The following is a 25,795-nucleotide window of genomic DNA, read 5'->3' as shown; positions in this document are numbered from 1 at the left end:
GATTAAGCTCTCCTCTTCTTTAAATATGAAATGAGTGCCAATATCCCAATGAACAAAGAGAGAGATAGAATGGATAGTAGCGAAAGCGGCAGAACCAATTGATATAGCAAATCTAAAAATTTGTCGTCGCTGATCGGAATCAATGATAATAAAAACAGAGTGATATAAATAACGGCCAGAATCCATAATCGTGCTTTTTTATCCGTTACATGAAATAGCTCTGGTATAAGCGCGGAAGCCAGGGAAATTCGGATAAACGCTCCAGACATCCACTGATAAACAGCAAGAAAATCGAGATATTCAATATACGTTCCTAATTTAATCAATCGCCATTCGTCAAAGGCCGGGTAACGTAAATTCGTTGCTTCTTTCGGTCCATATTCAATAATCGCGCCAATCGTTGGACCAATGCTTAAGCTTGCGGCGAGAACACTAATGATGAAAAGAGCTTTAAAAGAAAAACGAGTTTGAAGATGATGTTGCATGAATAAAATAATAAAAATTTCCACATATCCGGCACCGGCATAGATCATTCCTTTGAAAACAGGGGTAAAGCCATTCTCCATGATTGGCTTTAACAATGAATAATCTTTATGCGGCGTAGTTGCGATCGCAACTAAAATCCCAAAAATAAAAACAAATGGTAAAAGAATAACCGCCGTCTTTGCGATGGATGGGATGCCATGATATGCGTTATAAAAGCACATCACTGTTAAGATTAATAAAATGGCCCAATCGGGTGTCCGCGTTAAGTAGGCAGTAGTAGTAAACGTAACCGTGTCGTTGAGTGTAACATAGCCGATAACAAGTAATAATAGGCTTCCAAGAATGGCCACGAAATATGCAACGGCACTTTTAAATTCTGTTTTTAACCATAAGAATATATTCATTTGATTGGATTGCTTCATGACAAAATACAAAAGCGGAAGCCATAGTGGCAATGCCGCAAGGGCTATGATTGACGAAATCCATGCATCACGACCGGCTGCTTGTAATAGCAACGGGACTACGATGACATGATTCATTAGCCCGATAGATAACATAAACACACAAGCCAGTTGAACGGTATTTAACGGAGTATTATTCACGGCGGACACCTTTCTTTTGGATGAATTACTAATCATGTTACTATTTTTTCCTAAAACAGAATACCTATTCTTTTTTGCAACATACATGGAATAATATGCAAAAATAGTAATGTGTATTTGACGATCATTTGATACAATGAAACAAAATGGAATGATATAGAAAAAAGGTGGGAACGGTGAGAATGTATTTCGATTTATTGGAAAACGACCAACCGTCTGCTTGTTTCTAAGACGAGGCGAGCAGCCAATAACCACGCCTTGTCTTAAGGATGAGGTTTTAATCCCTATAAAGACGGAGGTTTGTTTCATGATGAAAAATACATTTTTTGGCGCTTTCTGTTTATCTTTGGCAGCAAGCATTTGGGGCGGAATGTACGTCGTCAGCAAATACGTCCTTGATTTTGTTCCGCCGTTTACGTTAGTTTGGCTTCGTTATGCCATCGCGTTCGTTGTTTTATTTGGGATATTAAAATTTCATGAATATAAAACAAAAACGAGGATATCCATTCGAAAACAAGATTGGCTTTTGCTAGGGTGGATCGGTTTTATCGGTTATTTTGTTTCGATATCCTTGCAGTTTATCGGAACAAAATTATCTGATGCACATACAGGGGCGTTAATCACGTCGGCAACTCCGGCGTTTATTGTCTTGTTCGCAAGATTTGTCCTAAACGAATCCGTCACCTTGAGAAAAGTTATGGCTCTTTTGCTGGCTACCATCGGGGTTGTCATCGTCATCGGTTTTGACGATAGCGGGGGACAATCGTTTTGGGGAAATATGATGTTAGTTGGGGCGGCGCTGACATGGGCGCTTTTATCGGTCTATGTGAAAGTCGCATCGAGCCGTTTTTCCATCTTAATCATTACGACTTATGCGATCTTTTTTGCTTTGTTATTTACAACGCCCGTCATGATTTGGGAGCTGCAAGAACAAGAAATCTTCCTTCCGAGCACGCCGGTCATATTGGGGATCCTTTATCTCGGCGTTGTTTCAACCGCAGGAGCGTTTTTTCTTTGGAATAAAGGAATGGAAATGATGGATGCCGGGATTGGCTCGTTATTTTTCTTTTTTCAGCCGCTCGTCGGCACTGTGTTTGGTTTTTTGTTTTTACATGAACAGATAACCGCTTCGTTTTATTTAGGTGGGTTGCTGATTATCATAGGGGTGTTTATTGCCGTTATGCCTCCTATCCATCAACATCAGTCAAAAGAAGGGGAGAATCATGTTCGCACAAGTCTCTAATCGAATAAAAGGACTATTGATGGTTATCACCGGTGCAACGCTTTGGGGATTATCAGGAACAGCGGCGCAAGTGTTATTTCAGGAAAAGCAAATAACCGCAGAATGGCTTGTCGTGGTGCGAATGATAATGGCGGGAAGTGCGTTGCTATTGTTTGCGGCATGCAAACGGATGGCGATATTGTCGATCTGGGCCAACGCCAAAAGCATCGTAAGCTTACTATTGTTTGGGTTTTTCGGCATGCTTGGAGTGCAATATACGTACTTTGCATCGATCGCCACAGGCAATGCCGCTACGGCGACATTATTGCAATATTTAGCTCCTGTCTATATCGTGTTATACGTCATGGTGGCTCAAAAGCATCGTCCGACGAAAGAAGTGGCGCTTGCAATTGTATTGGCTCTTTTAGGGACTTTTCTATTAATTACAAACGGTTCAACCGGGGAATTAAAAGTGCCATTTATATCTGTCTTTTGGGGAGTTCTTTCTGGTGTTGCCTTAGCATTTTATACGTTATCTTCGGCACAGATGCTGAAAAAGTGGCACTCCATCCTCGTTGTCGGCTGGGGAATGGTCATCGGCGGGGGAGGCATGTGTTTCGTTTTTCCACCTTTTCCTCTGCCGGAAGTGCGCTGGGATGTGGAGACATGGCTGCTTATCGTGTTTGTCGTTGTATTCGGCACTTTATTTGCGTTTTTATTATTTATCGAAAGCATCCGCTACTTATCGCCGACGGAATCAAGCTTGCTATCTAGCGTTGAGCCGCTATCAGCCGTAGTAGCCTCGATTGCTTTTTTGCATGTCCCGTTCGGTCTGTTTCAAGCCGTTGGAGCCGCTTGCATTATGGTGACCGTTCTTTTATTGTCTCCAAAAAAAGAGAGACAATCTTCCAACTCGACATCTATAACATAAGAAAGGGATGTGGATTAGCTCCACATCCCTCTTTTACTGACAGAATCAGTTCGCAGCTTTAGGAAACGTAATCGTCAACGTGGTTCCTTTATTAACCTCGCTTTGAATATGCAACGTTCCCTGCATCGTTTGAATCATCTTTACCGCGACCATGGTTCCAAGACCGGTTCCCTTTTCTTTTGTACTAAAGTATGGCTCACCAAATCGATTCATTTGTTCCGTTGTCATTCCCACTCCTGTGTCTTTAATCGTAATGATGACATGATTTCCATGCAAGAAGGATGAAATCGTCAATGTCCCTCCATTTGGCATGGCTTCGACGCTGTTTTTTATCAAATTCAAAAAACATTGTTGAAAGTACTGAATGTTTCCAACAATCGCAGCGGGTTGCAGTTGCTCAACAATTTCAACCGAGTGCATATGAGCCATTGGCGCCAACATCTGAATTACCTTTCGCAGCTGGTCATCTACCATCAGGCGTTCCACTTTGTTCGAGGCTGGTTTGGCGAAGGTTAAATATTCGTTAATAATCGCTTCCGCTCGATTAATTTCGTCTAAAGCAATTTGAATGTAGCGATCTTTTGCGTCTTGTGAAAGAGAAGGAGTTTTTAATAATTGAATAAATCCTTTGACAACAGTTAATGGATTGCGAATTTCATGTGAAATGCTCGCCGCGAGTTGACTCACCACTTCCATTTTCTCGACTTTTACTAGTTTGGAGCGCATGATAATCGCTTCTTTTAATGTTTCCATTGTATACACGACAAATAGCATTCCAATGGGAGGAAGTAAAATGAAATAAACAATATAAGAGTCCGTTACTTGAAATTGGGTGATGATGATGGCGAGAAATGTGGTGAGAACCGCCAGAAACAAGGTTAACCAGACCGACATAGAAAGTTTGCTTGAACGTTTTAATGCCTTAAAGGTTGGTGAAACGAGAGCCGCAATAATAAACATGGTTGTGTACACAACCGCGGTAATATATTCAAACCCGTAAATCAGAGTGCGGGAAGCTAGCAAAATCAGGAACAAAATAATGCCGACGATTCCACCACCATACAGCGTGCCGACAAGAAAAGGAATTTGTCGTAAATCATGGATGCAACGTTCATCAATGTAAATCGGAAATTTCATGCATAAAATGATCGGAAACCCCATGCAAATGGCAAGGAGAGTATTTCTGTATGATGTTTGTTTTTTAAATATCTCCCCGTGGTCATAAATAAAATAAAAAACAAATACGCTTACTAAAATATAAAACAAATTGTTTAATACATGTTGATTTATATAAGAACCCATAAATAATCTCCCATCCACGAAAATTCAACCCTATTATATTATTATACGGAAAGAATGGGTTGGAAAAATAGCTTTTTTATAAGGGAATAAACATGGTTGCAAAAAGGGGTTGCGTTCACCCGATATGTTTTGGCTTCCGTCGGTAAAACTTTAATGTGACATAATTCAGCATATTGTTGTTCATAATGAAACTAACGAACCGTGATCAGGATGGTGGCAATAGATGAAATGGATGCATTTAACAGTTGAGCTTGTGACAGGATTTGTACTTTTGTTTCTCGTTGTGAAAGTAGCCGGCAAAAAACTGATCCATCAAATAAGCCCATTTACGTTTATTTCAGCGCTTGTATTAGGAGAGCTGTTAGGAAACGCTCTATATGATGATCATGTCCATCTGTGGTATATCATCTATTCGATATCGTTGTGGGGAGCTTTATTATTGCTTGTCGAATACATGAATCAAAAATGGCTCTCGTTTCGCCGCTTTAGCGAGGGAAAACCGACAGCGCTAATCCGCAATGGGGTCATTGATTATGAAGCGTTGAAGAAAAGTCGGATGACGCTCAATCAACTGCAAAGTTTGCTTCGGCAAAGCGAAACGTTTTCCTTGCGGGAAGTCGCTTATTGTTATTTAGAAGCCAATGGTTCGATCAGTGTCTTAAAAAAATCAAAATATCAAAAAACGACGCGGGAAGATTTTCAGCTGCCTCCGCAGTCGGTTTACGTTCCGATTACGCTCATTCGCGATGGAAAGTTGCTTACCGATGAGCTTCGCGAGCTTGGTAAAGATGAAGAGTGGCTGCAACGAGAGCTCCGTGCCTATGGGGTGACATCATATCAAGAAGTTTTAATTGCCGAATGGTTAGAAGGAGACGGCCTATTTGTGCAGACGTATTCGTAACGTAAGGAATGCTATTCCTTACGTTTTTTTACATTTATGAAAAGGACTTGCTATTTATCTGTTATAAGTGTATTATTATTAATAGTACAGTTGGTACAGATGATGAAAGGAGGAGGGGAGATGTTTGAGTTAGACGTTCGCAGCCGTCAGCCGATTTATGAACAGCTTGTCGAAAAAATGAAAGAGATGATCATCCGCGAAATATGGAAACCGCATGAGCAGCTGCCATCCGTACGGATGATGGCGAAACAATTAACGATTAATCCCAACACGATTCAAAAAGCGTATCGGGAATTAGAGCACCAAGGGTTTATTTATTCGATTCCGGGAAAGGGAAACTTTGTTTCTCCGCAAGCGAAACCAGCAAGCCAAGAAAAAATCGAAGGCATTCGTCACGATATTGTCCGTCTGGTTGCCGAGGCGTTTTTTTTAGGAGTGACCAAAGAGGAAGTACTGCAATGGATCGAACAAGCGGAACAAGGGGAGAGAGGGGGAGAAATAGATGATTCACTTGACGAACGTAACGAAAACATTTGACCGCTTTCAAGCGGTTCGCGGAGTGAACATGGCAGTTCAAAAAGGAAGAATTTACGGCCTGCTCGGTTCCAATGGCGCGGGAAAAACGACATTGCTAAAGATGATGGCTGGCATTATCCGTCCTGATCATGGCACAGTGCTCATTGATGGGGAAGAAGTATGGGAAAATCCAGAAATAAAGCGGCGAATCCTATTTTTGCCGGATCATGTATATTTTTTCCCGCAAACAACAATCGAACAAATGGCCGCGTTTTATGAAAGCGTCTATCCATCTTTTCATCGGGAGCGGTTTACAAGATTACAAGAATTATTTTTGCTCGACCCGCGCAAAAAAATTCACCAGTTTTCGAAAGGAATGCAGCGTCAAGCCGCGTTTTGGCTCGCCTTTTCGACGATGCCGGACGTGCTCGTCATGGATGAACCGCTTGATGGGCTCGATGCGGTCGTTAGACAAAAAGTGAAAAATATTATCATCCAAGAGGTCGCCGAGCGCGAAATGACGGTCGTTATTTCTTCGCATAACTTGCGGGAGATGGAAGATCTTTGCGACTGTATCGGCATTTTGCATGAGGGAGAAATGCTGTTTGAAAAAGAGCTGGATGCGATGAAAACCGATATCCATAAAATTCAAGTCGCTTTTCGGAATGGAATTCCAAAGCAATTTACCGAGCAGCTTGATATCGTTTACGAAGAGCAGCGCGGCAGCGTTCTTCTCCTTATTGTGCGCGGCGAAAAGCAGGAAATTGTTTCTTATATTAAGCCGTTTCAGCCGCTCATTTTCGATATCCTGCCGCTTACGCTCGAAGAAATTTTCATTTACGAAATGGGGGATGTCGGCTATGCCATCGAAAATATTATCGTTTAACCGCGGGTTTTTTGTGCAAAATCTTCGCAGCGTCGGCTGGATTGGCATCGTGCATTTTTTGCTTTGGTTCGCCGCTATTCCGCTGCAATTATTGATGGCTTACTCCCAGCAGAAAGATAGCGGTATTTTTCCAGAATGGGAAAGCTTATACAGCATTTCCGCAGAGTTTCAAACGATGATCGTTTTTACGCTGCCGGTGTTGTTAGCCACACTGTTATTTCGTTACATGCAAGGAAAACAATCCTCTGATTTTATGCATAGCTTGCCTGTGCAGCGAGCAGAGTTGTTTTGCCAGCAAGCCGTGTTTGGAGTAGGACTTGTTGTCCTCCCGATCGCGCTTATTTCATTGCTTACCATCGTTTGTCGCTATGGATTAAGTTTTTCCATGCCGCTGACCGTAGGTGACATCGTCCGCTGGACGTGGGAAACGGCTATTATGGAACTGTTTGTTTTTGCCGCTAGTGTGTTTGTCGGCATGATGACAGGCATGTCGACTCTTCAGGTCGTATTTACTTACATTTTGTTTTTATTCCCGGCAGGCATCACTGTTTTGTTATTGACCAATACTTCGTTTTTATTGGTTGGCTTCCCGGCTGATTATTATTTATCGAAAAATCTGGAGGAAATTGTTCCGTTTTTCCGCTATTTACGGCTTGAAGCAGCACCGTTGACAGCGGGCGAATTGCTTGCTTATTTGCTTTTGATTATGTTGTTCCTTATTTTCGCGATTTGGCTGTACCAAAAACGGCATAGCGAGGCGGCGACGCAGACGCTGGCGTTTCCGGTGCTCCGTCCGGTCTTTAAGTACGGCGTCGCTTTTTGTACGATGCTTCTTGGCGGTTTTTATTTCGGCGTTACACAAAACCAGTTTTCCTGGATTGTGTTCGGATATATCACCTTCTCATTTATCGGCTTTTTTGTTGCCGAAATGATTATCGAAAAAACGTGGCGCGTTTTCTATAAGTGGAAAGGGTACGCTTATTTTGCCGCGGCAATGGTGGTCATTGGCATTTTGGTTCATCTGGATATAACCGGATATGAAAAACGGCTGCCGGCTCTAGAGGATATCCGCCAAGTCTATTTCGGCAGTTCCGTCTATGATTTTGTTGAAAATGGCGAACGTTCGTATGAGCCATTTGAGCAAGAAAACCAGTTTTTAAAGGAAAAAGAAAACATTCACGCCGTCTACGCATTTCACCAACAGTTAGTCAAAGATCAGCCAAGATCGTTTCCGTCTGAGGCGCAGCGACAAGTCGTCATCGGCTATGTGCTAAAGGACGGCAAGCGGATGATCCGCCAATACCATGTGCCTAGCGATCAGTATTTTTCCTATTTCCAACCAATTTTAGAATCGAAAGAGTATAAGAAAAACTATTATTTATTGCTCCGCGATCAAGGATATTCGCCGATTCGCCAAATCTCCTTCCGCAGTCCAAAGACGAACGAGAAAACGTTGACGATCATCGAGCCGAAACAAATTGATTCGTTTATTGAAGCGTTAAAAACGGATTTAATGGAAGAGCCGGCAAGCTCCATGCTGGACAGCGACAACGTATGGGAAGGGGGTATCGAACTGCTGCAAAGCGACGGCGATATCATCCATGTTGAATGGAAAAAAACGTATACACATATCAATCAGTGGCTTGAGGAACATAAGTTGCTTTCAAAAGCACGAGACGACATGGAGTGATGGAAAGGAACTCGAATTGGTTCCCTTTCTTTTTTTTTTAGATAAATATTCAAATATTTGTTTGAATGAATTGACACCTCTTCTTTTTGTTTCATATACTATATTCAAATGAAGATTTGAATGAAGGTGGAGCGATGCGGAACGATACATGCGAAGTCTTTTCCGTTAACGAAGAAAAAGTAAATGCCGTTAAGCAGCGAATCGACGAGATTAGTGGGGTAGAGCATTTATTTAAGGCGCTGGCCGATGCGACGCGATTAAAAATTGCTTATGCGTTAACGTTAGAAGAAGAACTATGTGTTTGTGACGTTGCCACGATTATCGGCTGTACGGTCGCCACAGCTTCCCATCATTTACGCTTATTGCGCGATATGGGGCTAGCGAAACATCGAAAAGAAGGAAAGTTAGTGTTTTACTCGCTAAAAGATGAGCATGTTCATCAGCTTGTTTCGCTTGCACTTGTTCATGCGGGGGAGGTGGAGAGTCGCGATGGAAAATAAACAGGTGTATCGCCTTCAAGGCCTTTCCTGCGCCAACTGTGCGGCGCAGTTTGAGAAAAATGTGAAGGCGATCGCGACGGTCAAAGATGCTGAGGTCAATTTTGGCGCGGCGAAACTAACGGTGATTGGTGAAGCGTCGATTGCGGAGCTAGAAAGAGCGGGAGCGTTTGACGGTATTGTTGTCATTCCGGAAACAGAGCGGAAAGAACAGAAAGCGACGCCGTTTTGGAAAAAGAAAACAAACGTGCTTGCCGCCGTTTCCGCGCTCTTTCTTCTCGGCGGCATTGTCGCGGCGCATACGGTCGGCGAAACGCATCTTGCCACGATTTTATTGTTTGCGGCAAGCATCCTAGTTGGCGGCTACCATTTATTAAAAACCGGAATCAACCATCTTGTTCGTCTGCAATTTGATATGAATACGCTCATGACGATTGCTGTCATTGGGGCAGCGTGCATCGGAGAGTGGAAAGAAGGAGCGGTCGTTGTCTTCCTATTTGCGGTTAGCGAAGCGCTTGAGCGGTATTCCATGGATACGGCGCGCCGCTCGATTCAACGGCTGATGGATATCGCTCCGAAAAAAGCGATCGTGCTTCGAGATGGCAAAGAGTATGAAGTGGATGTGGAAGATATCGTTGTCGGCGATACGATAATTGTGAAACCAGGGCAAAAAATCGCAATGGATGGCATCGTGCTTCGCGGTGAATCATCCGTAAACGAAGCGGCGATTACAGGCGAATCGATGCCGGTAGCCAAAACCATTGGCGATGAAGTATATGCCGGAACGTTGAATGCAGAAGGCGCGCTCGAAGTACGAGTGACAAAGCAGGTGAAGGACACAACGATTGCGAAAATCATTCATCTTGTCGAAGAGGCGCAGGCACAGCGGGCGCCAGCCCAGCAATTTATCGACCGCTTTGCGCGCTATTATACGCCAGCCATTATGCTGATTGCGTTGCTTATCGCAACGGTGCCGCCGCTATGGCTTGGCGGAGAATGGCTGACGTGGATTTACCGAGGCTTGACGGTGCTTGTTGTCGGCTGCCCATGCGCACTTGTCATTAGCACGCCGGTAGCGATTGTTACGGCGATCGGACAGGCGGCGCGGCAAGGAGTGCTTATTAAAGGTGGAGCGTATTTAGAAGAAATCGGAAAACTTTCGGCTATTGCGTTTGATAAAACAGGAACATTAACGACTGGAACCCCAGAAGTGACCGATATTTATCCATTTGGCGGCCTGGATGAAAAGGAAGTGCTAAAAATCGCCGCAGCCATCGAAAAACAGTCAGAGCATCCGCTTGCTTCTGCCATTTTACGCAAAGCAGAGGAATTACAAATATCATTGGACAGTTTGCAAGTAAGCGAGTTTCGCGCGATGACCGGCAAAGGAGCGGCAGCGCGTGTGAATGGAACCATGTATTATATCGGAAAACCGTCCTTGTTTTCCGATGCGTCTATATGCGAAGACGTGCGCGCGCAAATCACACGTGCACAAAAGCAAGGAAATACGGTCATGCTGCTTGGTGATGAAACAAAGGTGCTTGGAATGATTGCCGTTTCTGATCAACTGCGTGAAAATGCTGCTTTTGTGCTAGAAACATTACGTAATCTAGGAATCACTCAAACAATCATGTTAACCGGCGATCACGAAACGACAGCGCGGGCCATTGCCTCTTCCCTTCCACTTACCGATATTCGCGCTGAATTGCTTCCAGAAGAAAAATTGACGGCGATTCAAACGCTACAGCAACAATCAGGACGCATCGCGATGGTCGGCGACGGTGTCAACGATGCTCCCGCGCTCGCTGCGGCAAACATTGGCATTGCCATGGGGGATATTGGAACAGATGTAGCGTTAGAAACAGCGGATGTTGTTTTAATGGGCGATGATCTTGGGAAACTCCCATATGCCATTCGGTTAGGACGGAAAACGATGCGCATTATTCAACAGAACATTGCGATTGCTTTTTTGTTAAAAGTGCTGGCACTTGTTCTTATTATTCCAGGTTGGCTTACGTTATGGATGGCCATTTTTGCGGATATGGGAGCGACGTTGCTCGTATTGCTCAATTCGATGCGGCTGCTTCGTCTAGGCGCGGTCAGCAAATGATAAAAAAGGTTTCTTGCCAAGGCAAGAAACCTTTTTTACATTTTCTTTTGTTTTTGAAGAAATAGCGCCGCTAACACATCGATCACCCATAACAATAAAAATAAAAACAAAATAAACATTTCCGGTAATTCCATGACCCTAAATGGGTTCAGGACGTTGCGCATCGATTGACGTAATGTAAAACCCATTAACATATCCATTTCAATGGCGAGACCGATTAAAATGCTGCCAATGAACAATGAAATGCCTAATAGTTTCATCTCATCCCACCTACTGTCGGGGTTTTCTTTAGTTTTTGTTTTCTACCATTAAAACATTCTTTGTTTGTATATTAGAACCCTTCGCTGTCTATAATGGCAAATAAACGAGTTGGAGCGAGGGGAGTACGATGCTGTTTCAGTGGGGATTGCGAAAAAAACAACAAGATAAGCAAGGAGCGACAACACGCCAAGAACGCGATCAAAGCGGTCAAGCGCAAGATGTTCCGCATGAGCCGATTCATTCGCTGCTGGATGTGAATATCGATATCATTCGCCATACGACTGGGAACAGTTCTGATATTGTCATCCGTCGTTTTACGATTGGACAAGAACGGTCGGTTCGTGCCGCTCTCATTTTTGTCGATGGGCTTGCCGATGAAAAAAATGTATATCAATTTTTGCTTGAGCCGCTGATGACAGCAACGCTTCCAATTTCCTTATCCCCGAAAGATGCGTTTTTCTTTGTGGAAAAAAAGCTGGCTGCTGTTGGCAGAGTCCAGCGCATCTCACAGTGGTTTGACTTATTTTTGGAACTTACATCAGGAGAAACAATTATTCTTCTTGATGGAGTGACGTTTGCTTTAAGCGCAAGTACGAGGGGGGGAGAATATCGAGCGATTGAAGAGCCACAAACACAGCAAGCTATTCGCGGTCCGCGCGATGGATTTACCGAATCGCTGCGCGTGAACACTACCCTCATTCGCCGCCGCATTAAAAATCCAAATTTGTGGCTGGAGACAATGAGAATTGGCGAGGTGACAAAAACAGATGTTGCCATCATGTATATGAAAGGAATTGCCAACGATGAAATCGTCGAGGAAGTCAGAAAACGGCTTCGCAACATACATATTGATAGCGTTTTGGAATCAGGATATATCGAACAATTAATCGAAGATCAAACATTTACTACTTTCCCGACAACATATCATACAGAGCGGCCGGATGTGGTGGCAGCAAACCTCCTTGAAGGAAGAGTAGCCATATTTGTCGAAGGAACTCCATTTGTGCTCATTGCGCCTGCTTTGTTTATCCAATTTTTTCAAGCTGTGGAAGATTATTATGCTCGCTTTGATATTGCAACAGCACTTCGCTTTTTGCGTGTTCTTGTTTTCTTTATTTCACTTGTTGCTCCGGCGATTTATATTGCAGCAACGACGTTTCATCAAGAAATGATCCCAACTCCGCTTGTCATTGCGATTGCTGCCCAACGGGAAGCAATTCCATTTCCAGCGTTTGTCGAAGCATTGGCGATGGAAGTAGTTTTTGAAATTTTGCGGGAAGCAGGGGTGCGCTTGCCGCGTGCCGTTGGTCAAACTGTTTCGATTGTCGGGGCGCTTGTCATCGGACAGGCGGCGGTGGAGGCGGGATTTGTTTCATCGGCGATGGTGATTGTCGTTTCCATTACGGCTATCGCCAGCTTTGCGACCCCTTCGTTTGCAATTGCGATTTCCGCTCGTCTCATTCGTTTTGCGCTCATGTTTCTTGCGGCGATGTTTGGGTTTTACGGCATTATTATCGGAATTTTGTTTATGACAATTCATTTATGTAGCCTTCGTTCCTTTGGTGTTCCATATATGTCACCGCTTGCTCCGTTTATTCCGTCCAACATGGGCGATACGCTTTTCCGCGTGCCGACATGGGCGATGAAAGAGCGTCCGCGTTTGATCAACCAGAAAAATATGATTCGCCAGGGAAAACAACAACAGCCTCAGCCGCCTGCTTCCAATCGCCAGGAGAAAAACGAGGGAGAGCAATCATGAAACGAGAAATAGCAATCAGTCTTTCACTTCTGTTATGTACAACCGTTCTTTCCGGATGTTGGAGCAAAAAAGAGCTGACCGATTTGGCGTTTGTCATCGCTGTCGGGATTGATAAGACGAAGGATGGAAAATTTGCGGTGACATTTCAAGTCGTCAATCCCGGAAACGTTGCTGGTGCGAGACAGCATGGTGGAGATAGTGGCGGGGTGCCTGTTTCCATCTACAAAGCAACAGGAGACAACCTCGTCGAGGCAAGCAGGAAAGCGTCTAAAAAGCTATCACGGCTTGCATACTATGCGCATACCAACTTAGTGGTTATTAGTGAAGAAGTTGCAAAAGAGGGAGTCGACGGGTTGTTTGACGCACTCGAAAGAAATAGTCAATTTCGCGCAACAGCAATGGTCGTGATCACCCGTCATCATTCAGCGGAAGATGTTCTAAAAATATTAACGCCCATTGATAAAATTCCAGCAAACCAAATTATAAAAACATTACAATTTTCTGAAAAAATATGGGGGCAAACGATGAATGTTGACGTAGGGGATGTAATTAATGATCTCGCTTCATCAGGAAAAGCACCAATCATTAGCGGCGTTGAGATTGTAGGAAGTGTACAAAAAGGGGAACGGCAAACGAACGTACAAGCTTCTGAACCTGACGCAAGATTGAATGCCAATGGTCTAGCTATGTTTAAAGAGGATAAACTTGTCGGATGGATGAATGGCAAAGCAGCGCGTGGAGTGTTATGGATTCTTGATAAAATTGAACAGACGGGCGTTACGATCGAATGGAAACAGAAAAAAGAAGCAGTTGCCTATAAAGTCGTTCGTGCCAAAACGAGCGTAGCGGCGCATATGAAAAAAGGAAAACCGTCCATTTCCATTCATATTCAGGCAGAGGGAGATATCGGCGAAACGCTTGTTCCGGTTGATTTTACAAATCCTAAGCAAATTTTTGCATTAGAAAAAAAAGCAGAAAAAAGCATCAAGAAGGAAGTCGTCAAGGCGGTAGAAGAAGCAAAAAAAGCAAAAACGGATATCTTTGGGTTTGGAGATGTTGTCTATCGTTCCTATCCGCAGCGATGGAAAGAAATGAAATTAGATTGGAATGATCGCTATTTTCCGCAACTAGAGGTAGATGTAACGGTAGATGCGTTTATTCGCCGGACAGGATTACGAACGAAATCGTACATATTTGGACAGTGAGAGCGGTGAAATGATGGAGCGAGTGAAGATAGACGCACGGCAATTACTCGTATTAATCATACTGTTTGAACACGGAAGTGCTATCGTTATTCCACTTGGTGTACGTGCAAAACAAGATGTTTGGCTTGCGATATTATTCGGTTTAGCGTTTGGTTTGCTATTGTTTTTTGTTTATTACCGCCTCTATCGTTACTATCCAGACGCTCCATTGACTACGTATGTACAAGACATTACTGGTCCTTGGATCGGTAAAGTTTTGGCGCTTATATATATTGTTTATTTTCTCTATATCGCTTCCCGGGTGCTCCGTGACTTTGGCGAGATGTTGTTAACGTTTGCGTATCCAGAAACACCGCTTTTTATTTTAAATGCGATTATGATATTAACGGTGATGTATGGCGTTTATAAAGGTATTGAGGTCGTTGCGCGGACAGGGATATTGTTTCTCACCTTGCTTTATCTCCTCGCAGTATCCGGGTTTATATTAGTCATTTCGGCAGGAATAGTGGATCTCCATCGGCTGCAACCGGTGTTGGAAGGAGGATGGCAACGGGTATTGAAAGTCGTGTTTACGGAGACGCTTTACGTTCCATTTGGGGAAATGATTGTTTTTACGATGTTATTTCCATATATGAATAACCCGGAAAAAACGAAACAAACCGCGATAACGGGTATGGTGTTAAGCGGTCTTAATTTGACAATTATTATGACGATCAACGTTGCCGTACTTGGAGCGGATGTTGTCGCCCGTTCTACCTTTCCGCTTTTAGACACGATACGGAGAATTCAAGTTGCGAATTTTTTGGAACGTCTTGATGTATTTTTTATGATTGCCCTTATTATTGGTGGATTTTTTAAAATATCCATATTTTTTTATGCTGCGGTTACTGGAACAGCGAATTTATTTCGTATTCAAAATCACCAGCGTCTCGTATATCCACTTGGGCTAATGGTTTTGCTGTTGTCCATCGCCATCGCGAGCAATTATCCGGAACATATTACAGAAGGATTAAAAATCGTTCCCCTTTATATACACATCCCATTGCAAATTATTGTTCCGCTCTGCCTGCTTCTTATTGCCGCCGTTCGCCATCGTTATTTCAACCAGTAATAATGAAAATAGGAAAAAATAGCTATCTTTTTTTTAAAGAAAAAGCAGGAAAAAGAAGGGGGGAAGCGAAATTAATTTAAATAAAAAAGAGAACCCTTCTATTTCAAAGCAATGGTTGCCTTGTGATCAAAAGGTGACCTTTTATCATGAAGTGGGGTAATAAAAGAGTGATTATGATGAAAAAGGGTTGAACCATGGTGAAATTAAATGTACAGGTAATCGAAAAAGCGTTTAACCATCGTACAAACAGAGGAATGATCATTACCGACCGCAACCGATTGATTGTAGCGTTGAATGACGAGATAGCAGAACTGACCGGTTATGCTAAGGAGCAGTTAATCGGCCAACCTATTCATCATCTTCTTGACGATGGGCGTATTGCTGAAAAGTTCGAATTGATTTGGGAAGCTGTGTTAGAAAGCGGTTATTGGCAAGGGGAATTAGATTGTTACGTGGATAATGGCGAAAAACGCACAAGAATATTAACGGTGTATGCGCTCTCCGGCGCAACGGATGAATGTTACGTCTGGTGTCTGGCCGATGCGGAAACATCATCTTCTTCGTCGGAATCAGAGCAAATGCTGCGCGCTATATATCAAACTGCCCCGCTGGCCGTCATTCCGTTATGCAAAAATATGAAAGTAAAAGACTGGGGGTCTGCTGCTGAATCGTTATTTGGCTGGAAGAGGGAGGAAGCCATTGGTCGAAGTTTATTTTCGCTGTTTTGTGAGCCCCCTCCCCATACAGCGATGTTTTCCTATCCGTTAAGAAAGAAAAAAGCCGGGGAATGTATGATCAAAAGAAAAGACGGGACATTGATCAACGTCGCGTATGCGGTCATTCCGGTGACCGACTCAGACGGAAATGTTACCGGATATGTCGTGATGTTTGAAGATGTTACAAGGTGGAAGCAAAAGGAGATCGAACACAAACGGCAAGTGGAGCTCGCGAAAAAAATTCAGCAAAGTTTATTAACTCCCCCGATCCAAAACAGTGCAGTAACGATGGATGCGGTTTATATCCCGTCGGACGATTTGTCTGGTGACATATATGCATGTTACCAAATTGATCGGGATCGTTATGGCGTCATTATTATTGACGTAATGGGGCATGGCATTTCCTCTTCTCTTGTCAGCATGTTACTTCGTTCGCTGTTAAGAGGGCTGATTGTGCGTGTCATCGACCCGGTGTATGTTGCTACCGAACTAGAGAAACATGTGCAAAACCTGTTTCCGGATGAGGTAAATGAAATCCGCTATTTATTTTCCATGATTTATTTAGTGATCGATACGAAGAGAAAGCAGATCGAATATACAAACGCCGGACATCCCGCCGGACTATTAGTTTCCGAGGATGGAGAAATCATCGAATTGGATAAAGGCGGATTGGCGATCGGCAGTCCGTTTTCTGTCCCGTTTGAAAAAGAGGTAATTCATTACCGAAAGCGGACAAGGATATTTTTATATACCGATGGAATTTTAGATGAAATCGACTCCTCTATTTTGCAAAGTATGAATAAAATTCGTACGTATACGAAAATGTACAGCCATTTATCAGACAAACAGTTTTTACATATGTTGATGGAAGAGGAAAAAGCGTCGCCAAGCCCTGTCGATGATATATGTTTGCTATCTATTACGGTCCAGTAATAGGATGATTTCAAATTTAGCTATATCAGTAGGTGCAAAGCAATGTACGAAATAACGATGCGATGCAAAGCGACGGAGGAGGCTATTGATTTTTGCGATTTGCTTGCGAAGCAAATCGCCTGCTTTTTTTCCCTTCATGATCGCGATATGTTTGTCTTATCGGTCCATGAAGCGGTTGTCAATTCCATAAAGGCCGTGAAACAGCTAGGAAATAAAATAGAAGATGATGCGTTGGTCATATCCTGGCGAATTACAGAGGAAGAGATAACGGTGACGGTGGCCGATGAAGGCGTTGGGATTCCGATAAAAGAGATCGAACGATTGAGGCAGGAAAGCTTGGAAGATGTCTTGCTTGCCGAATCGGGGCGCGGTCTTTTACTGATCAAGGAAACGATGGACGCGGTGTCATTCGAGCCGCATGCGGATGGCAAATGCGCGATCGTAATGAAAATGAGGAGAGGGCAGAATGGATCGTCGGATATCCACTTTTGAATTAGTAACGGTATCGGCAGAAACGTACGCGAAAATGTGGTTAAAAGGAAAATTGGTTTACCATACGCAACAGATAGCGAAACAAAAGATGGAAATGGCGTTAGCTGAAATAGACAAGAACATCGTAATCATGGACGTCAGTCAACTCCTTTTTATTGATAGTACAGGATTAGCGTTATTGATTCACTTTTTAAAAAAGGCGGTTTGCCAAGACAAACAAGTCGCATTGGTCGTTTCCACCAATAAAACGTTGGAAAAGATATTGGCGATTGCAAAATTTGATAAATTGTTTCCGATTGTGAAGCGCGAAGAGGATCTCGCTCGGTTATTGGCTTCGCGGACTAAAGAAATTGCCAGCCAGAAAATGCTGCTGGAGATGTGGCGAAACCATTGTATACAAAACTGAAAATACGCGGAAATCTAATCGTATTTGCATGGCACTCTCCTCGTTCATTTGCAACCATCGTCTTTTCCATAAAGGAATCAAAAAATTGTCAAACGTTTTTTGGGCGAGTAGAATAAAAGTTACAACATATATAGCCATGAAACCCCGTGATTGGAGTCGTTGGGATGAAGTGAAAAACGATTTGGAATCGAGCTAACAAGGCACTAAACACCAGTGAGGTGTTTGCCTATGATACTTAACGGAGAAAAAGAGTAGGTGTCTGCACGCGGGTGTAGGAAAAACTCTTTAGTACGTCAGAACCCATCGACTTTCGTCGCGTGGAGGTTCAGATGATAGGCACGGGGGAGTGACAACATGCGACAAATATTATTGCACTTAAAACCATACCGCAAATGGATGATCATCGCTTGGACGCTGATGTTTATTGAGCTTTTGGTGGAATTATGGCAGCCGCTGTTGATGGGAAAAATTATTGACGATGGAGTCATGACAAAAAATCTTTCTGCCGTTTGGACGTGGGGCGCGGTGATGCTCGGCGCTTCGTTTTTGGCGTTTGCATCGGGGATTGCTAACTCTTTTGCTGCCGCCTACGTCGGTCAAGAGTATGGCTTTTTGCTACGAAAGCATCTATTTGAAAAAATTCAGTCGTTTTCCTTTGCCAACATCGAACGGCTTTCGACCGCTTCCTTGATTACGCGGGTGACAAACGACGTGACACAAGTGCAAAATATGGTATTTATGAGCTTGCGCATCGCCTTGCGCGCTCCGCTTCTTGTCGTGTTTGGCGTCGTCATGTCGTTTATTGTGCATGTGCAGCTTGCGCTCGTGTTCGCTGTTACCGTTCCTATATTAGTAGCATTTCTGTTATGGATGATGAAGAAAGCGGCATCCTCGTTTTCCATCGTGCAGCGGGCACTCGATCGTGTCAATAGCGTTATGCGCGAAAATTTGGCGGGAATGCGCCTCATTAAAGCGTGGGTGAGAGGGACATATGAGCAGGCGCGGTTTATGGAAGCGAACGAGGCATTAATGCAGCGGACGTCCAGTGTGTTGCGCTTAGTTGAAACGATTACTCCCGTATTATTATTCGTCATGAACACAGCAATTATCGTCATTTTGCTTGTCGGGCGGATTGATGTGCGGGCGGGAAGCGCGACGGCGGGGCAAGTGGTTGCCGTTGTCAATTATACGACCCGCATTACGACAGCGTTGTCGATGTTTGCGTTTATTACGGCGGCGTTTTCCCGAGCGAGAGCGTCAGCCGGTCGGATTGCGGAGATACTTCAAACGGAAGCAGAGATGAAAGACGAACACGAGGCCAGCGCTGCGCCTATTCGTCAAGGAGAGATTCAGTTTGAACGCGTATCTTTTCGCTATCCGAACAGCCGTACCCGTGTGTTAAAAGACATTTCGTTTATCGTTCATCCGCACGAAACAGTAGCGATTTTAGGGGCGACCGGTTCCGGAAAAACGTCGTTGCTTCAGCTGATTCCTCGTCTGTACGACCCAACCGCTGGCAAAGTGTGCATCGACGGCATGGACATACGGCAAATGAATCAGGAACAGCTGCGGACCGCGATTCGTTTCGTTCCGCAGGAAGTGCTGCTTTTTTCTGGTACCATTGCGGACAATATCCGCTTTGGGAATGCCGATGCCACGATGGAGGAAGTGATAAAAGCGGCAAAACACGCGCAAATTCATGAAACGATTATGAGCTTTCCAGACGGGTACGATACGGTGATCGGGCAAAAAGGAGTGAATTTGTCAGGCGGGCAAAAGCAGCGCCTGTCGATTGCCCGGGCGCTTGTCGGCCATCCGAAAATTTTATTGCTGGATGATAGCACGAGCGCACTCGATTTAAAAACGGAAGCGAAACTGCTTGAAGCGCTAAAAGAATATACGTGCACGACCTTGATTGTGACGCAAAAAATTCGAACGGCAATGGAAGCCGATGTGATTTTCCTGCTAGAAGATGGCCAATTGCTTGCAAAAGGAAGTCATGACGAGCTGATGGAAAAGAGCGAACTGTACCGAAAAATCGTCGAATCGCAGTTTGGAAAGAAGGGGCATAACGATGTTACGACCACGGCATAGCACGCTGGCGACGATGAAACAAAAACAGAAGGCAAAGGATACGATCGGTACATTAAGAAGGCTTTGGTTATTTATTTCACCGCAAAAGGGCTGGCTTTTGGCAACCGTTGTAATGGTCATTATCAGTTCGGGTTTAAGCTTGCTCGGTCCATACGTCGTCGGGAAAGCGATTGATACGTATATAGTGGCAAGGCGGACAGACGGCTTTTGGCTTTTGCTAGCGCTTCTTTTTTTGATTTATATCGCCCTTTCCGCTTCGACGTTTTTGCAAAACTATTGGATGATTGGCGTCGCACAAAAAACGATTTATGCAATCCGCAAACAGTTGTTCCATCATTTTCACGAACTGCCGATTTCGTTTTTTGACAAGCGCCAGCAAGGCGAACTAATGAGCCGAATAACAAACGATATTGACAATATGAGCCAAACGTTTAACGACACGGTAATTCAGGTGATCTCAAGCACGCTCACGCTTGCCGGGGCGATTGGCGTGATGGTTTGGCTTAGCCCGTTGCTCACGCTAGTGACCTTGCTGGTCGTTCCGCTGATGTATTCGGGGATGAAGTGGATCACGAACCGGACGCAAAAGCGGTTTCGTGAGCAGCAATGCTGCTTAGGGGACATGAACGGATTTATGGAAGAAGTCATTTCCGGACAAAAAGTCGTGAAAATGTTTTCGCAAGAACGGAGAATGATCAACGACTTTTTGCAAAAAAATGAACAGCTAAAGCGCGCCGGATTTTGGGCGCAAACGTATTCCGGCTTTATTCCGAAGCTGATGAACTTTTTAAACAATATGAGTTTTGCGCTGATTGCCGGCGTCGGCGGAATTTTGGCGCTTAAAGGAATCATTTCAATCGGGGTTATCGTCGTCTTTGTCGAGTATGCCCGCCAGTTTACCCGTCCGCTCAACGATTTGGCCAACCAATGGAATACGCTGCTGTCCGCGCTGGCTGGCGCGGAGCGGGTGTTTGAAATTTTAGACATGGCCAAAGAAGAGCGGGATGAAACAGAAGCCATTTCTCTTGACCATTTGCAGGGGAAAGTTGAATTTGAACATGTCGTATTTTCTTATGATCAAAAACGCGATGCCCTTCGCGATGTCAGCTTTTCTGTCTCTCCTGGAGAAACAGTGGCGCTGGTCGGCCCGACTGGTGCGGGAAAAACGACGGTTTTGCAGCTGTTAACCCGTTTTTATGACCCTGACCGCGGCCACATTTTCATCGACGGACATGACAGCCGCTCCATTAAACGGGCGAGCCTGCGTTCGCATATGGCGTTTGTGCTCCAAGATACGTTTTTGTTTGAAGGAACGATTCGCGACAATATTCGTTATGGAAGGTTAGAGGCAAGCGACGAGGAAGTGGAACAGGCGGCGAAATGGGCCAACGCCCATTCGTTTATCACAAAGTTGCCAAACGGTTATGATACGGTGTTAAAGCAAGATGGCGGCGGCATCAGCCAAGGCCAAAGACAGCTGCTGGCGATCGCCCGCGCGATGGTGGCAAATCCTTCAATTTTAATTTTAGATGAGGCAACAAGCAATATCGATACAGTGACCGAAATGAAAATTCAGGAGGCGCTGGAGCGGCTGATGAAAGGGCGGACCTGTTTTGTCATTGCCCACCGCCTCAACACGGTGCAACACGCGGACCGCATTCTCGTGTTGAATGAAGGAAAAATTGTCGAACAAGGAACGCATGAATCGCTGCTAAAGGCAAAAGGGTTTTATTATGAGTTGTACCACAGCCATTTGCAAAAAGGGGAAGTATCGTAAAAAAACGCCTTGTACGCGTGCTGTACAAGGCGTTTCGTTTTTATTAGCTAATGATGGTTGAGAGTCTTTTTGCAAATGTGTTGCGCCAGCTTTCTGATAAAGCTGGTTCCGCGATGATTTTTTGCATCGCTTCCACTTTTGTTTTTCCTGTTGTGAGCGGTTTTCCATCGGCCATTACCGTTTTTGGCTTTCCTACATTAACAGAAATGACTTTCATCTATTTTCCTTCCCCCAAAGTTCTTCCGCGATTAATCGGAATGATGTTAATTTATCTTGAAAATCATATGTAATCGTTACTAACATAATTTCATCCGTTTCATATGCTTCGCTTAACCGGAAAAGCTGCTCTTTTATTTGCTTTGGCGAACCGACGATCATCCGTTTACGGTTTTCAACAACCCGTTTGCGCTCGAAGGGACTGTACGGATAAGCCATTGCTTTTTCCGGGCTTGGCGTACCGTTGGACACCATGCCTTGTTCAATCATCAGAAGCGATAGGTCAAGGCTAGATGCCACCCATTCCGCTTTTTCTTCCGTTTCGGCGCAAATGGCGAACACGGCGACCATATTGCGCGGTTTATCTAAATATTTGGATGGCACGAACCGTTCGCGGTACAATTTCGTATAATATTCCCCGCCTTCGCCGTTAATAAATTGGGCGAACACATACGGCAACCCTTTTTGCGCGGCAAGCAATGCGCTTGATGAACTGGAGCCGAGCAGCCATACATCGGGCACTGTACGCACGTTTGGTGTCGCCTTTAATCCATGCAATGGATGTTCTTTCGGCAAGTCGTTATGTAAATAAGCAAGCAAATCGTCAATCTGTTCTGGGTAGCGGTCTATATCTCTTCGTCTTCCTTCCTGCAAGGCGATGGTCGCAATCGGCATGCCGCCTGGCGCCCTTCCGACCCCTAAATCGACCCGGCCGGGATGAAGGCCTTCGAGCACTTTAAAGTTTTCTGCCACTTTATAAGCGCTATAATGCGGAAGCATCACTCCGCCTGATCCGATGCGGATGCGCGACGTTTTTGCGCCAATATGGCCAAGCAGCACCTCCGGAGACGAACCGGCGAGGCTGTTTGTGTCATGATGTTCCGATACCCAAAAACGTTCGTAGCCAAGGTCTTCCACAAATTGCGCGAGCCGGACAGTGTTGGCGAGCGCTTCTTCCGCCGTCATCCCCTCCGCAATCGGGGATTGGTCTAGCACACTTAATTTAAGGCTCATGAAAAACATCCTTTCGCTAACGTTCTTCCTGTTCCAAAAGGGATTGATTATTTCTTATTATGCGCTGCTAGGGAAAAATTGTCTATTGATTTGCCTGTGGGATGTGGCGAAGCGGGAGAAGTTCCTTCATAGACACGAGGAGCCATTTTCTTGTTCACATAAATGAAAGACATGCCCGACACTCCTTTCCATAATACCTATATGACATCATATGCAGCTATTCTTTTTTCGTTTACGTGCCAAGTTTGTGATTCCTTTTCTTGCTTTGATATAATAAAGGTAAATAGAAAATCTGGAAAGGATGTGGATGTATGCCAGCAGTCGAGTCCAATATGTTTCCATTGGGGCAAAAAGCGCCGTCGTTTGAACTGGTGAACGTGGTTGATGGCAAAACTGTCCGTTTGGAAGACATAAAGTCGGATGTGGCAACGGTGATTATGTTTATTTGCAATCATTGTCCATTTGTCAAACACGTGCAACATGAACTCGTCCGTCTTGCCAACGATTATCAGCCAAAAGGAGTCACGTTTATCGCGATCAATTCGAACGATGTGGAAAAATATCCGGAAGATTCGCCGGAAAATATGAAAAAAGTAGCCGAAGAATTAGGCTATCCGTTTCCGTATTTGTTTGATGAAACGCAAGAGGTGGCAAAAGCGTATCAGGCAGCGTGCACGCCGGACTTCTATATCTTTGATCGCGACTTAAAATGCGTATATCGCGGCCAGCTTGATGATTCGCGGCCAACCAATGGCATTCCGGTTACAGGGGAATCGATTCGCGCGGCATTAGACGCATTATTGAATGGCGAACCAGTGCCGGAAGAACAAAAACCAAGCATTGGCTGCAGCATCAAATGGAAGGAATAATTTCCATAATTTCTTGACTTTCTTTTGCGCATCCGGTACTATTAACTAAGCACCATTTCGTTCGTCGTATAAAGGATCATGATAAGTCGTGCCTTGTGAAAGTGAGGGCCTGCTTATATGTTCCCTTGCTTGCGCAAGTGCACGGCTTTTTCTTTATAGCGGTAGCGATGGTCAATACTTATTTTTTGGAGGAATCACAATGAGTACAGGAAAAGTAAAATGGTTTAATGCGGAAAAAGGGTATGGATTTATCGAAAAGGATGGCGGCGGTGATGTTTTCGTTCATTTTACCGCGATTGAGGGCGAAGGGTTTAAAACATTAGAAGAAGGGCAATTTGTTACGTTTGAGGTTGTCGAAGGAAATCGCGGTCCGCAAGCGGCAAACGTACGTAAAGCGTAAGGGAAGGGATGGAACAAAGTGATATCGCTTTTGGCGGTATCACTTTTTTTACGGCAGGCGGCTCATTTCGAAAAGACAAATTCACACTGGCGCAGCTTAGGAGCTGCAAGGATGGTTGAGAGGCAGGGCTTCCATTGTTTTTGTCTTGTTGTATGATAGAGATGTAGATTATCTAGTCATTAGTCGTCATAACTTTTGTTATGTAAACAAAAGGAGGAAAGAAATGAGACCGCTGCTATACCGTGTGTTTGTGTATGGAACGTTGCTAGTGGGGGAAGAAAACCATTTTGTTGCCGCTCCTTATATCCACGATATTCAGCCGGGAAAAGTGAAAGGGCGCTTATATGACGTCGGGGAATATCCCGCGCTCGTTGTCGAAGAAGAAGGAGAAGTAATTGGCGAATGGCTCACCGTAACCGAAGAAGGGCTGCAAGCGATGGATGAGCTCGAAGGGTATGAAGAAGGAGGCCAACATAACGAATACGAACGGGTTTGGGTGAAAGATTTGGAACAGCCGCTCGAAGGGTATGTATACGTATACCCAAAAAGCAAAGCGGCGCACCTTCCGCTCATTCCGTCAGGGTCATGGCGGCATCGGCATATGAATTAGCGGCGTATGGGAAAGAAGGTGTTTTTATTGAATAGAATCAATAATACATCGCTTTTTGTCATATGGCTGTTTATTCTTGTCCCGGTATTTATATCATACCGGCAGTCGTTAAAATTAGAAAAAGACATTATTTGGTCTTCATTGCGCGGATTTGTTCAATTATTAATATTAGGATATTGTATTACCTATCTTTTTTCTTTAGAAAAATGGTATGTCATTATTGGTTATGTGCTGTTGATGGTGGCTGTTGCTTCGTTCAATGTTTCGAGGCGGGGAAATGATACAAAACGTACGTTTTTTCTTGTCTTTTTCAGCATGATCGTTTCTGTTGGGATTCCCATTGTGTTATGGTTGATTTGCCGCATTATTCCGTTTCAAGCGCGATACATTATCCCGGTTGCTGGAATGTTTTCAGGAACGGCGATGGTCGCCTCAAGCGTCGTATTAGAAACGATGAAACAAGGGAAACGTGAAAATATAAAACAGTACGCCATCAAAATTGCGATGATTCCAACGATCGATTCCTTAAAAACAATGGGGCTTGTCCAAATTCCCGGAACGATGACGGGGATGATTTTGGCGGGAGCGGAACCAATTGCTGCCGTCAAATATCAAATTTTTATCGTATTTACCCTTCTTGTTGTTGCTGCCATTTCGGCGATTGTCGTTTGCTTTCTCAATTATCGAGCGTTCTATCAAACCAACGATTACTGTGATGGTGATGATAACAATTTCTCTTAATATAGCTACATATGTTTATCATGCGGCTGTCTAAAAGGTGATTGATGA

The 25,795-nt window shown here is 44.2% G+C and carries 25 protein-coding genes; 20 read left to right on the top strand and 5 right to left on the bottom strand.

The window, feature by feature from the left end; translation table 11 throughout:
* Positions 1-2: 2 nt before the first annotated feature.
* On the bottom strand, positions 3-1,088 hold the full coding sequence (locus BDD39_RS06640) for an endospore germination permease (RefSeq protein WP_166912307.1): 1,086 nt from the start codon (positions 1,086-1,088) through the stop codon (positions 3-5).
* Positions 1,089-1,398: 310 nt separating this feature from the next.
* Between BDD39_RS06640 and BDD39_RS06635 the strand changes: the two genes are divergently transcribed.
* Both BDD39_RS06635 and BDD39_RS06630 read left to right on the top strand, forming a co-directional pair.
* Positions 1,399-2,331, top strand: a complete 933-nt coding sequence (locus BDD39_RS06635; protein ID WP_166912306.1) for a DMT family transporter — start codon at positions 1,399-1,401, stop codon at positions 2,329-2,331.
* Complete coding sequence (locus BDD39_RS06630) at positions 2,312-3,241, top strand: DMT family transporter (protein WP_166909209.1); 930 nt, start codon at positions 2,312-2,314, stop codon at positions 3,239-3,241. Before BDD39_RS06635 ends, BDD39_RS06630 begins: the two co-directional genes overlap by 20 nt.
* Before the next feature lie 45 nt (positions 3,242-3,286).
* On the opposite strand, the gene BDD39_RS06625 is transcribed toward BDD39_RS06630, so the two are convergent.
* Positions 3,287-4,543, bottom strand: a complete 1,257-nt coding sequence (locus BDD39_RS06625; RefSeq protein WP_166909208.1) for a sensor histidine kinase — start codon at positions 4,541-4,543, stop codon at positions 3,287-3,289.
* Positions 4,544-4,766: 223 nt separating this feature from the next.
* Between BDD39_RS06625 and BDD39_RS06620 the strand changes: the two genes are divergently transcribed.
* From BDD39_RS06620 to BDD39_RS06595, 6 genes are all read left to right on the top strand, one after another.
* A complete protein-coding gene (locus BDD39_RS06620; RefSeq protein ID WP_166909207.1) occupies positions 4,767-5,444 on the top strand; it encodes a YetF domain-containing protein in 678 nt (225 codons plus the stop codon).
* 120 nt (positions 5,445-5,564) lie between these two features.
* The gene (locus tag BDD39_RS06615; RefSeq protein WP_166909206.1) at positions 5,565-5,981 is read left to right on the top strand and encodes a GntR family transcriptional regulator; all 417 of its coding nucleotides are present in this window, start codon (positions 5,565-5,567) and stop codon (positions 5,979-5,981) included.
* Complete coding sequence (locus BDD39_RS06610) at positions 5,947-6,846, top strand: ABC transporter ATP-binding protein (protein ID WP_166909203.1); 900 nt, start codon at positions 5,947-5,949, stop codon at positions 6,844-6,846. Before BDD39_RS06615 ends, BDD39_RS06610 begins: the two co-directional genes overlap by 35 nt.
* Positions 6,821-8,536, top strand: a complete 1,716-nt coding sequence (locus BDD39_RS06605) for a DUF6449 domain-containing protein (RefSeq protein WP_166909201.1) — start codon at positions 6,821-6,823, stop codon at positions 8,534-8,536. Before BDD39_RS06610 ends, BDD39_RS06605 begins: the two co-directional genes overlap by 26 nt.
* Positions 8,537-8,670: 134 nt before the next feature.
* The gene (locus tag BDD39_RS06600; RefSeq protein WP_166909199.1) at positions 8,671-9,036 is read left to right on the top strand and encodes an ArsR/SmtB family transcription factor; all 366 of its coding nucleotides are present in this window, start codon (positions 8,671-8,673) and stop codon (positions 9,034-9,036) included.
* The gene (locus BDD39_RS06595) at positions 9,026-11,143 is read left to right on the top strand and encodes a heavy metal translocating P-type ATPase (RefSeq protein WP_166909196.1); all 2,118 of its coding nucleotides are present in this window, start codon (positions 9,026-9,028) and stop codon (positions 11,141-11,143) included. The genes BDD39_RS06600 and BDD39_RS06595 overlap by 11 nt, the downstream gene beginning before the upstream one ends.
* Positions 11,144-11,178: 35 nt before the next feature.
* Here BDD39_RS06595 and BDD39_RS06590 read toward each other — a convergent pair whose 3' ends face one another.
* Positions 11,179-11,403, bottom strand: a complete 225-nt coding sequence (locus BDD39_RS06590) for a YczF family membrane protein (RefSeq protein ID WP_166909194.1) — start codon at positions 11,401-11,403, stop codon at positions 11,179-11,181.
* Between the two features lie 128 nt (positions 11,404-11,531).
* Between BDD39_RS06590 and BDD39_RS06585 the strand changes: the two genes are divergently transcribed.
* The 8 genes from BDD39_RS06585 to BDD39_RS06550 all read left to right on the top strand — a co-directional run bounded on the left by BDD39_RS06585 (position 11,532) and on the right by BDD39_RS06550 (position 21,897).
* Entirely contained in the window at positions 11,532-13,163 is a 1,632-nt protein-coding gene (locus tag BDD39_RS06585) for a spore germination protein (protein ID WP_166909192.1), read from the top strand.
* Positions 13,160-14,368 (top strand): Ger(x)C family spore germination protein, encoded by a 1,209-nt coding sequence (locus BDD39_RS06580; RefSeq protein WP_166909190.1) that lies wholly within the window; start codon positions 13,160-13,162, stop codon positions 14,366-14,368. Before BDD39_RS06585 ends, BDD39_RS06580 begins: the two co-directional genes overlap by 4 nt.
* A gap of 13 nt (positions 14,369-14,381) precedes the next feature.
* On the top strand, positions 14,382-15,479 hold the full coding sequence (locus BDD39_RS06575) for a GerAB/ArcD/ProY family transporter (RefSeq protein ID WP_166912304.1): 1,098 nt from the start codon (positions 14,382-14,384) through the stop codon (positions 15,477-15,479).
* Between the two features lie 194 nt (positions 15,480-15,673).
* Entirely contained in the window at positions 15,674-17,128 is a 1,455-nt protein-coding gene (locus tag BDD39_RS06570) for a SpoIIE family protein phosphatase (RefSeq protein WP_166909187.1), read from the top strand.
* Positions 17,129-17,170: 42 nt separating this feature from the next.
* The gene (locus BDD39_RS06565; protein WP_166909185.1) at positions 17,171-17,620 is read left to right on the top strand and encodes an ATP-binding protein; all 450 of its coding nucleotides are present in this window, start codon (positions 17,171-17,173) and stop codon (positions 17,618-17,620) included.
* On the top strand, positions 17,595-18,026 hold the full coding sequence (locus BDD39_RS06560; protein WP_166909183.1) for an STAS domain-containing protein: 432 nt from the start codon (positions 17,595-17,597) through the stop codon (positions 18,024-18,026). Before BDD39_RS06565 ends, BDD39_RS06560 begins: the two co-directional genes overlap by 26 nt.
* A 354-nt stretch (positions 18,027-18,380) precedes the next feature.
* Complete coding sequence (locus BDD39_RS06555; RefSeq protein WP_166909181.1) at positions 18,381-20,120, top strand: ABC transporter ATP-binding protein; 1,740 nt, start codon at positions 18,381-18,383, stop codon at positions 20,118-20,120.
* Positions 20,101-21,897, top strand: a complete 1,797-nt coding sequence (locus tag BDD39_RS06550) for an ABC transporter ATP-binding protein (protein WP_166909179.1) — start codon at positions 20,101-20,103, stop codon at positions 21,895-21,897. The genes BDD39_RS06555 and BDD39_RS06550 overlap by 20 nt, the downstream gene beginning before the upstream one ends.
* Positions 21,898-21,940: 43 nt before the next feature.
* Here BDD39_RS06550 and BDD39_RS16365 read toward each other — a convergent pair whose 3' ends face one another.
* Together BDD39_RS16365 and BDD39_RS06535 are read right to left on the bottom strand one after the other, a co-directional pair.
* Complete coding sequence (locus tag BDD39_RS16365; RefSeq protein WP_243846004.1) at positions 21,941-22,114, bottom strand: 3-alpha domain-containing protein; 174 nt, start codon at positions 22,112-22,114, stop codon at positions 21,941-21,943.
* Complete coding sequence (locus BDD39_RS06535) at positions 22,111-23,127, bottom strand: LLM class flavin-dependent oxidoreductase (protein WP_166909177.1); 1,017 nt, start codon at positions 23,125-23,127, stop codon at positions 22,111-22,113. The genes BDD39_RS16365 and BDD39_RS06535 overlap by 4 nt, the downstream gene beginning before the upstream one ends.
* Before the next feature lie 311 nt (positions 23,128-23,438).
* On the opposite strand from BDD39_RS06535, the gene BDD39_RS06530 reads away from it, so the two are divergent.
* From BDD39_RS06530 to BDD39_RS06515, 4 genes are all read left to right on the top strand, one after another.
* Positions 23,439-23,996: a thioredoxin family protein gene (locus tag BDD39_RS06530; protein ID WP_166909175.1), complete on the top strand. Its 558-nt coding sequence runs from the start codon at positions 23,439-23,441 to the stop codon at positions 23,994-23,996.
* A gap of 199 nt (positions 23,997-24,195) precedes the next feature.
* Positions 24,196-24,396, top strand: coding sequence for a cold-shock protein (locus tag BDD39_RS06525; RefSeq protein ID WP_166909173.1), 201 nt, complete (start codon positions 24,196-24,198; stop codon positions 24,394-24,396).
* 223 nt (positions 24,397-24,619) lie between these two features.
* The gene (locus BDD39_RS06520) at positions 24,620-25,006 is read left to right on the top strand and encodes a gamma-glutamylcyclotransferase family protein (protein ID WP_166909170.1); all 387 of its coding nucleotides are present in this window, start codon (positions 24,620-24,622) and stop codon (positions 25,004-25,006) included.
* A 27-nt stretch (positions 25,007-25,033) separates the two neighbouring features.
* Positions 25,034-25,747: an ABC transporter permease gene (locus BDD39_RS06515; protein WP_166909168.1), complete on the top strand. Its 714-nt coding sequence runs from the start codon at positions 25,034-25,036 to the stop codon at positions 25,745-25,747.
* The last annotated feature ends 48 nt before the right edge of the window (positions 25,748-25,795 follow it).

Origin of the sequence: Saccharococcus thermophilus, assembly GCF_011761475.1 — a bacterium.
GTDB classification, from domain to species: Bacteria; Bacillota; Bacilli; order Bacillales; family Anoxybacillaceae; genus Saccharococcus; species Saccharococcus thermophilus.
The sequence above is the reverse complement of the archived record's forward strand: the minus strand, read 5'-3'. Positions and strand labels throughout refer to the sequence as shown.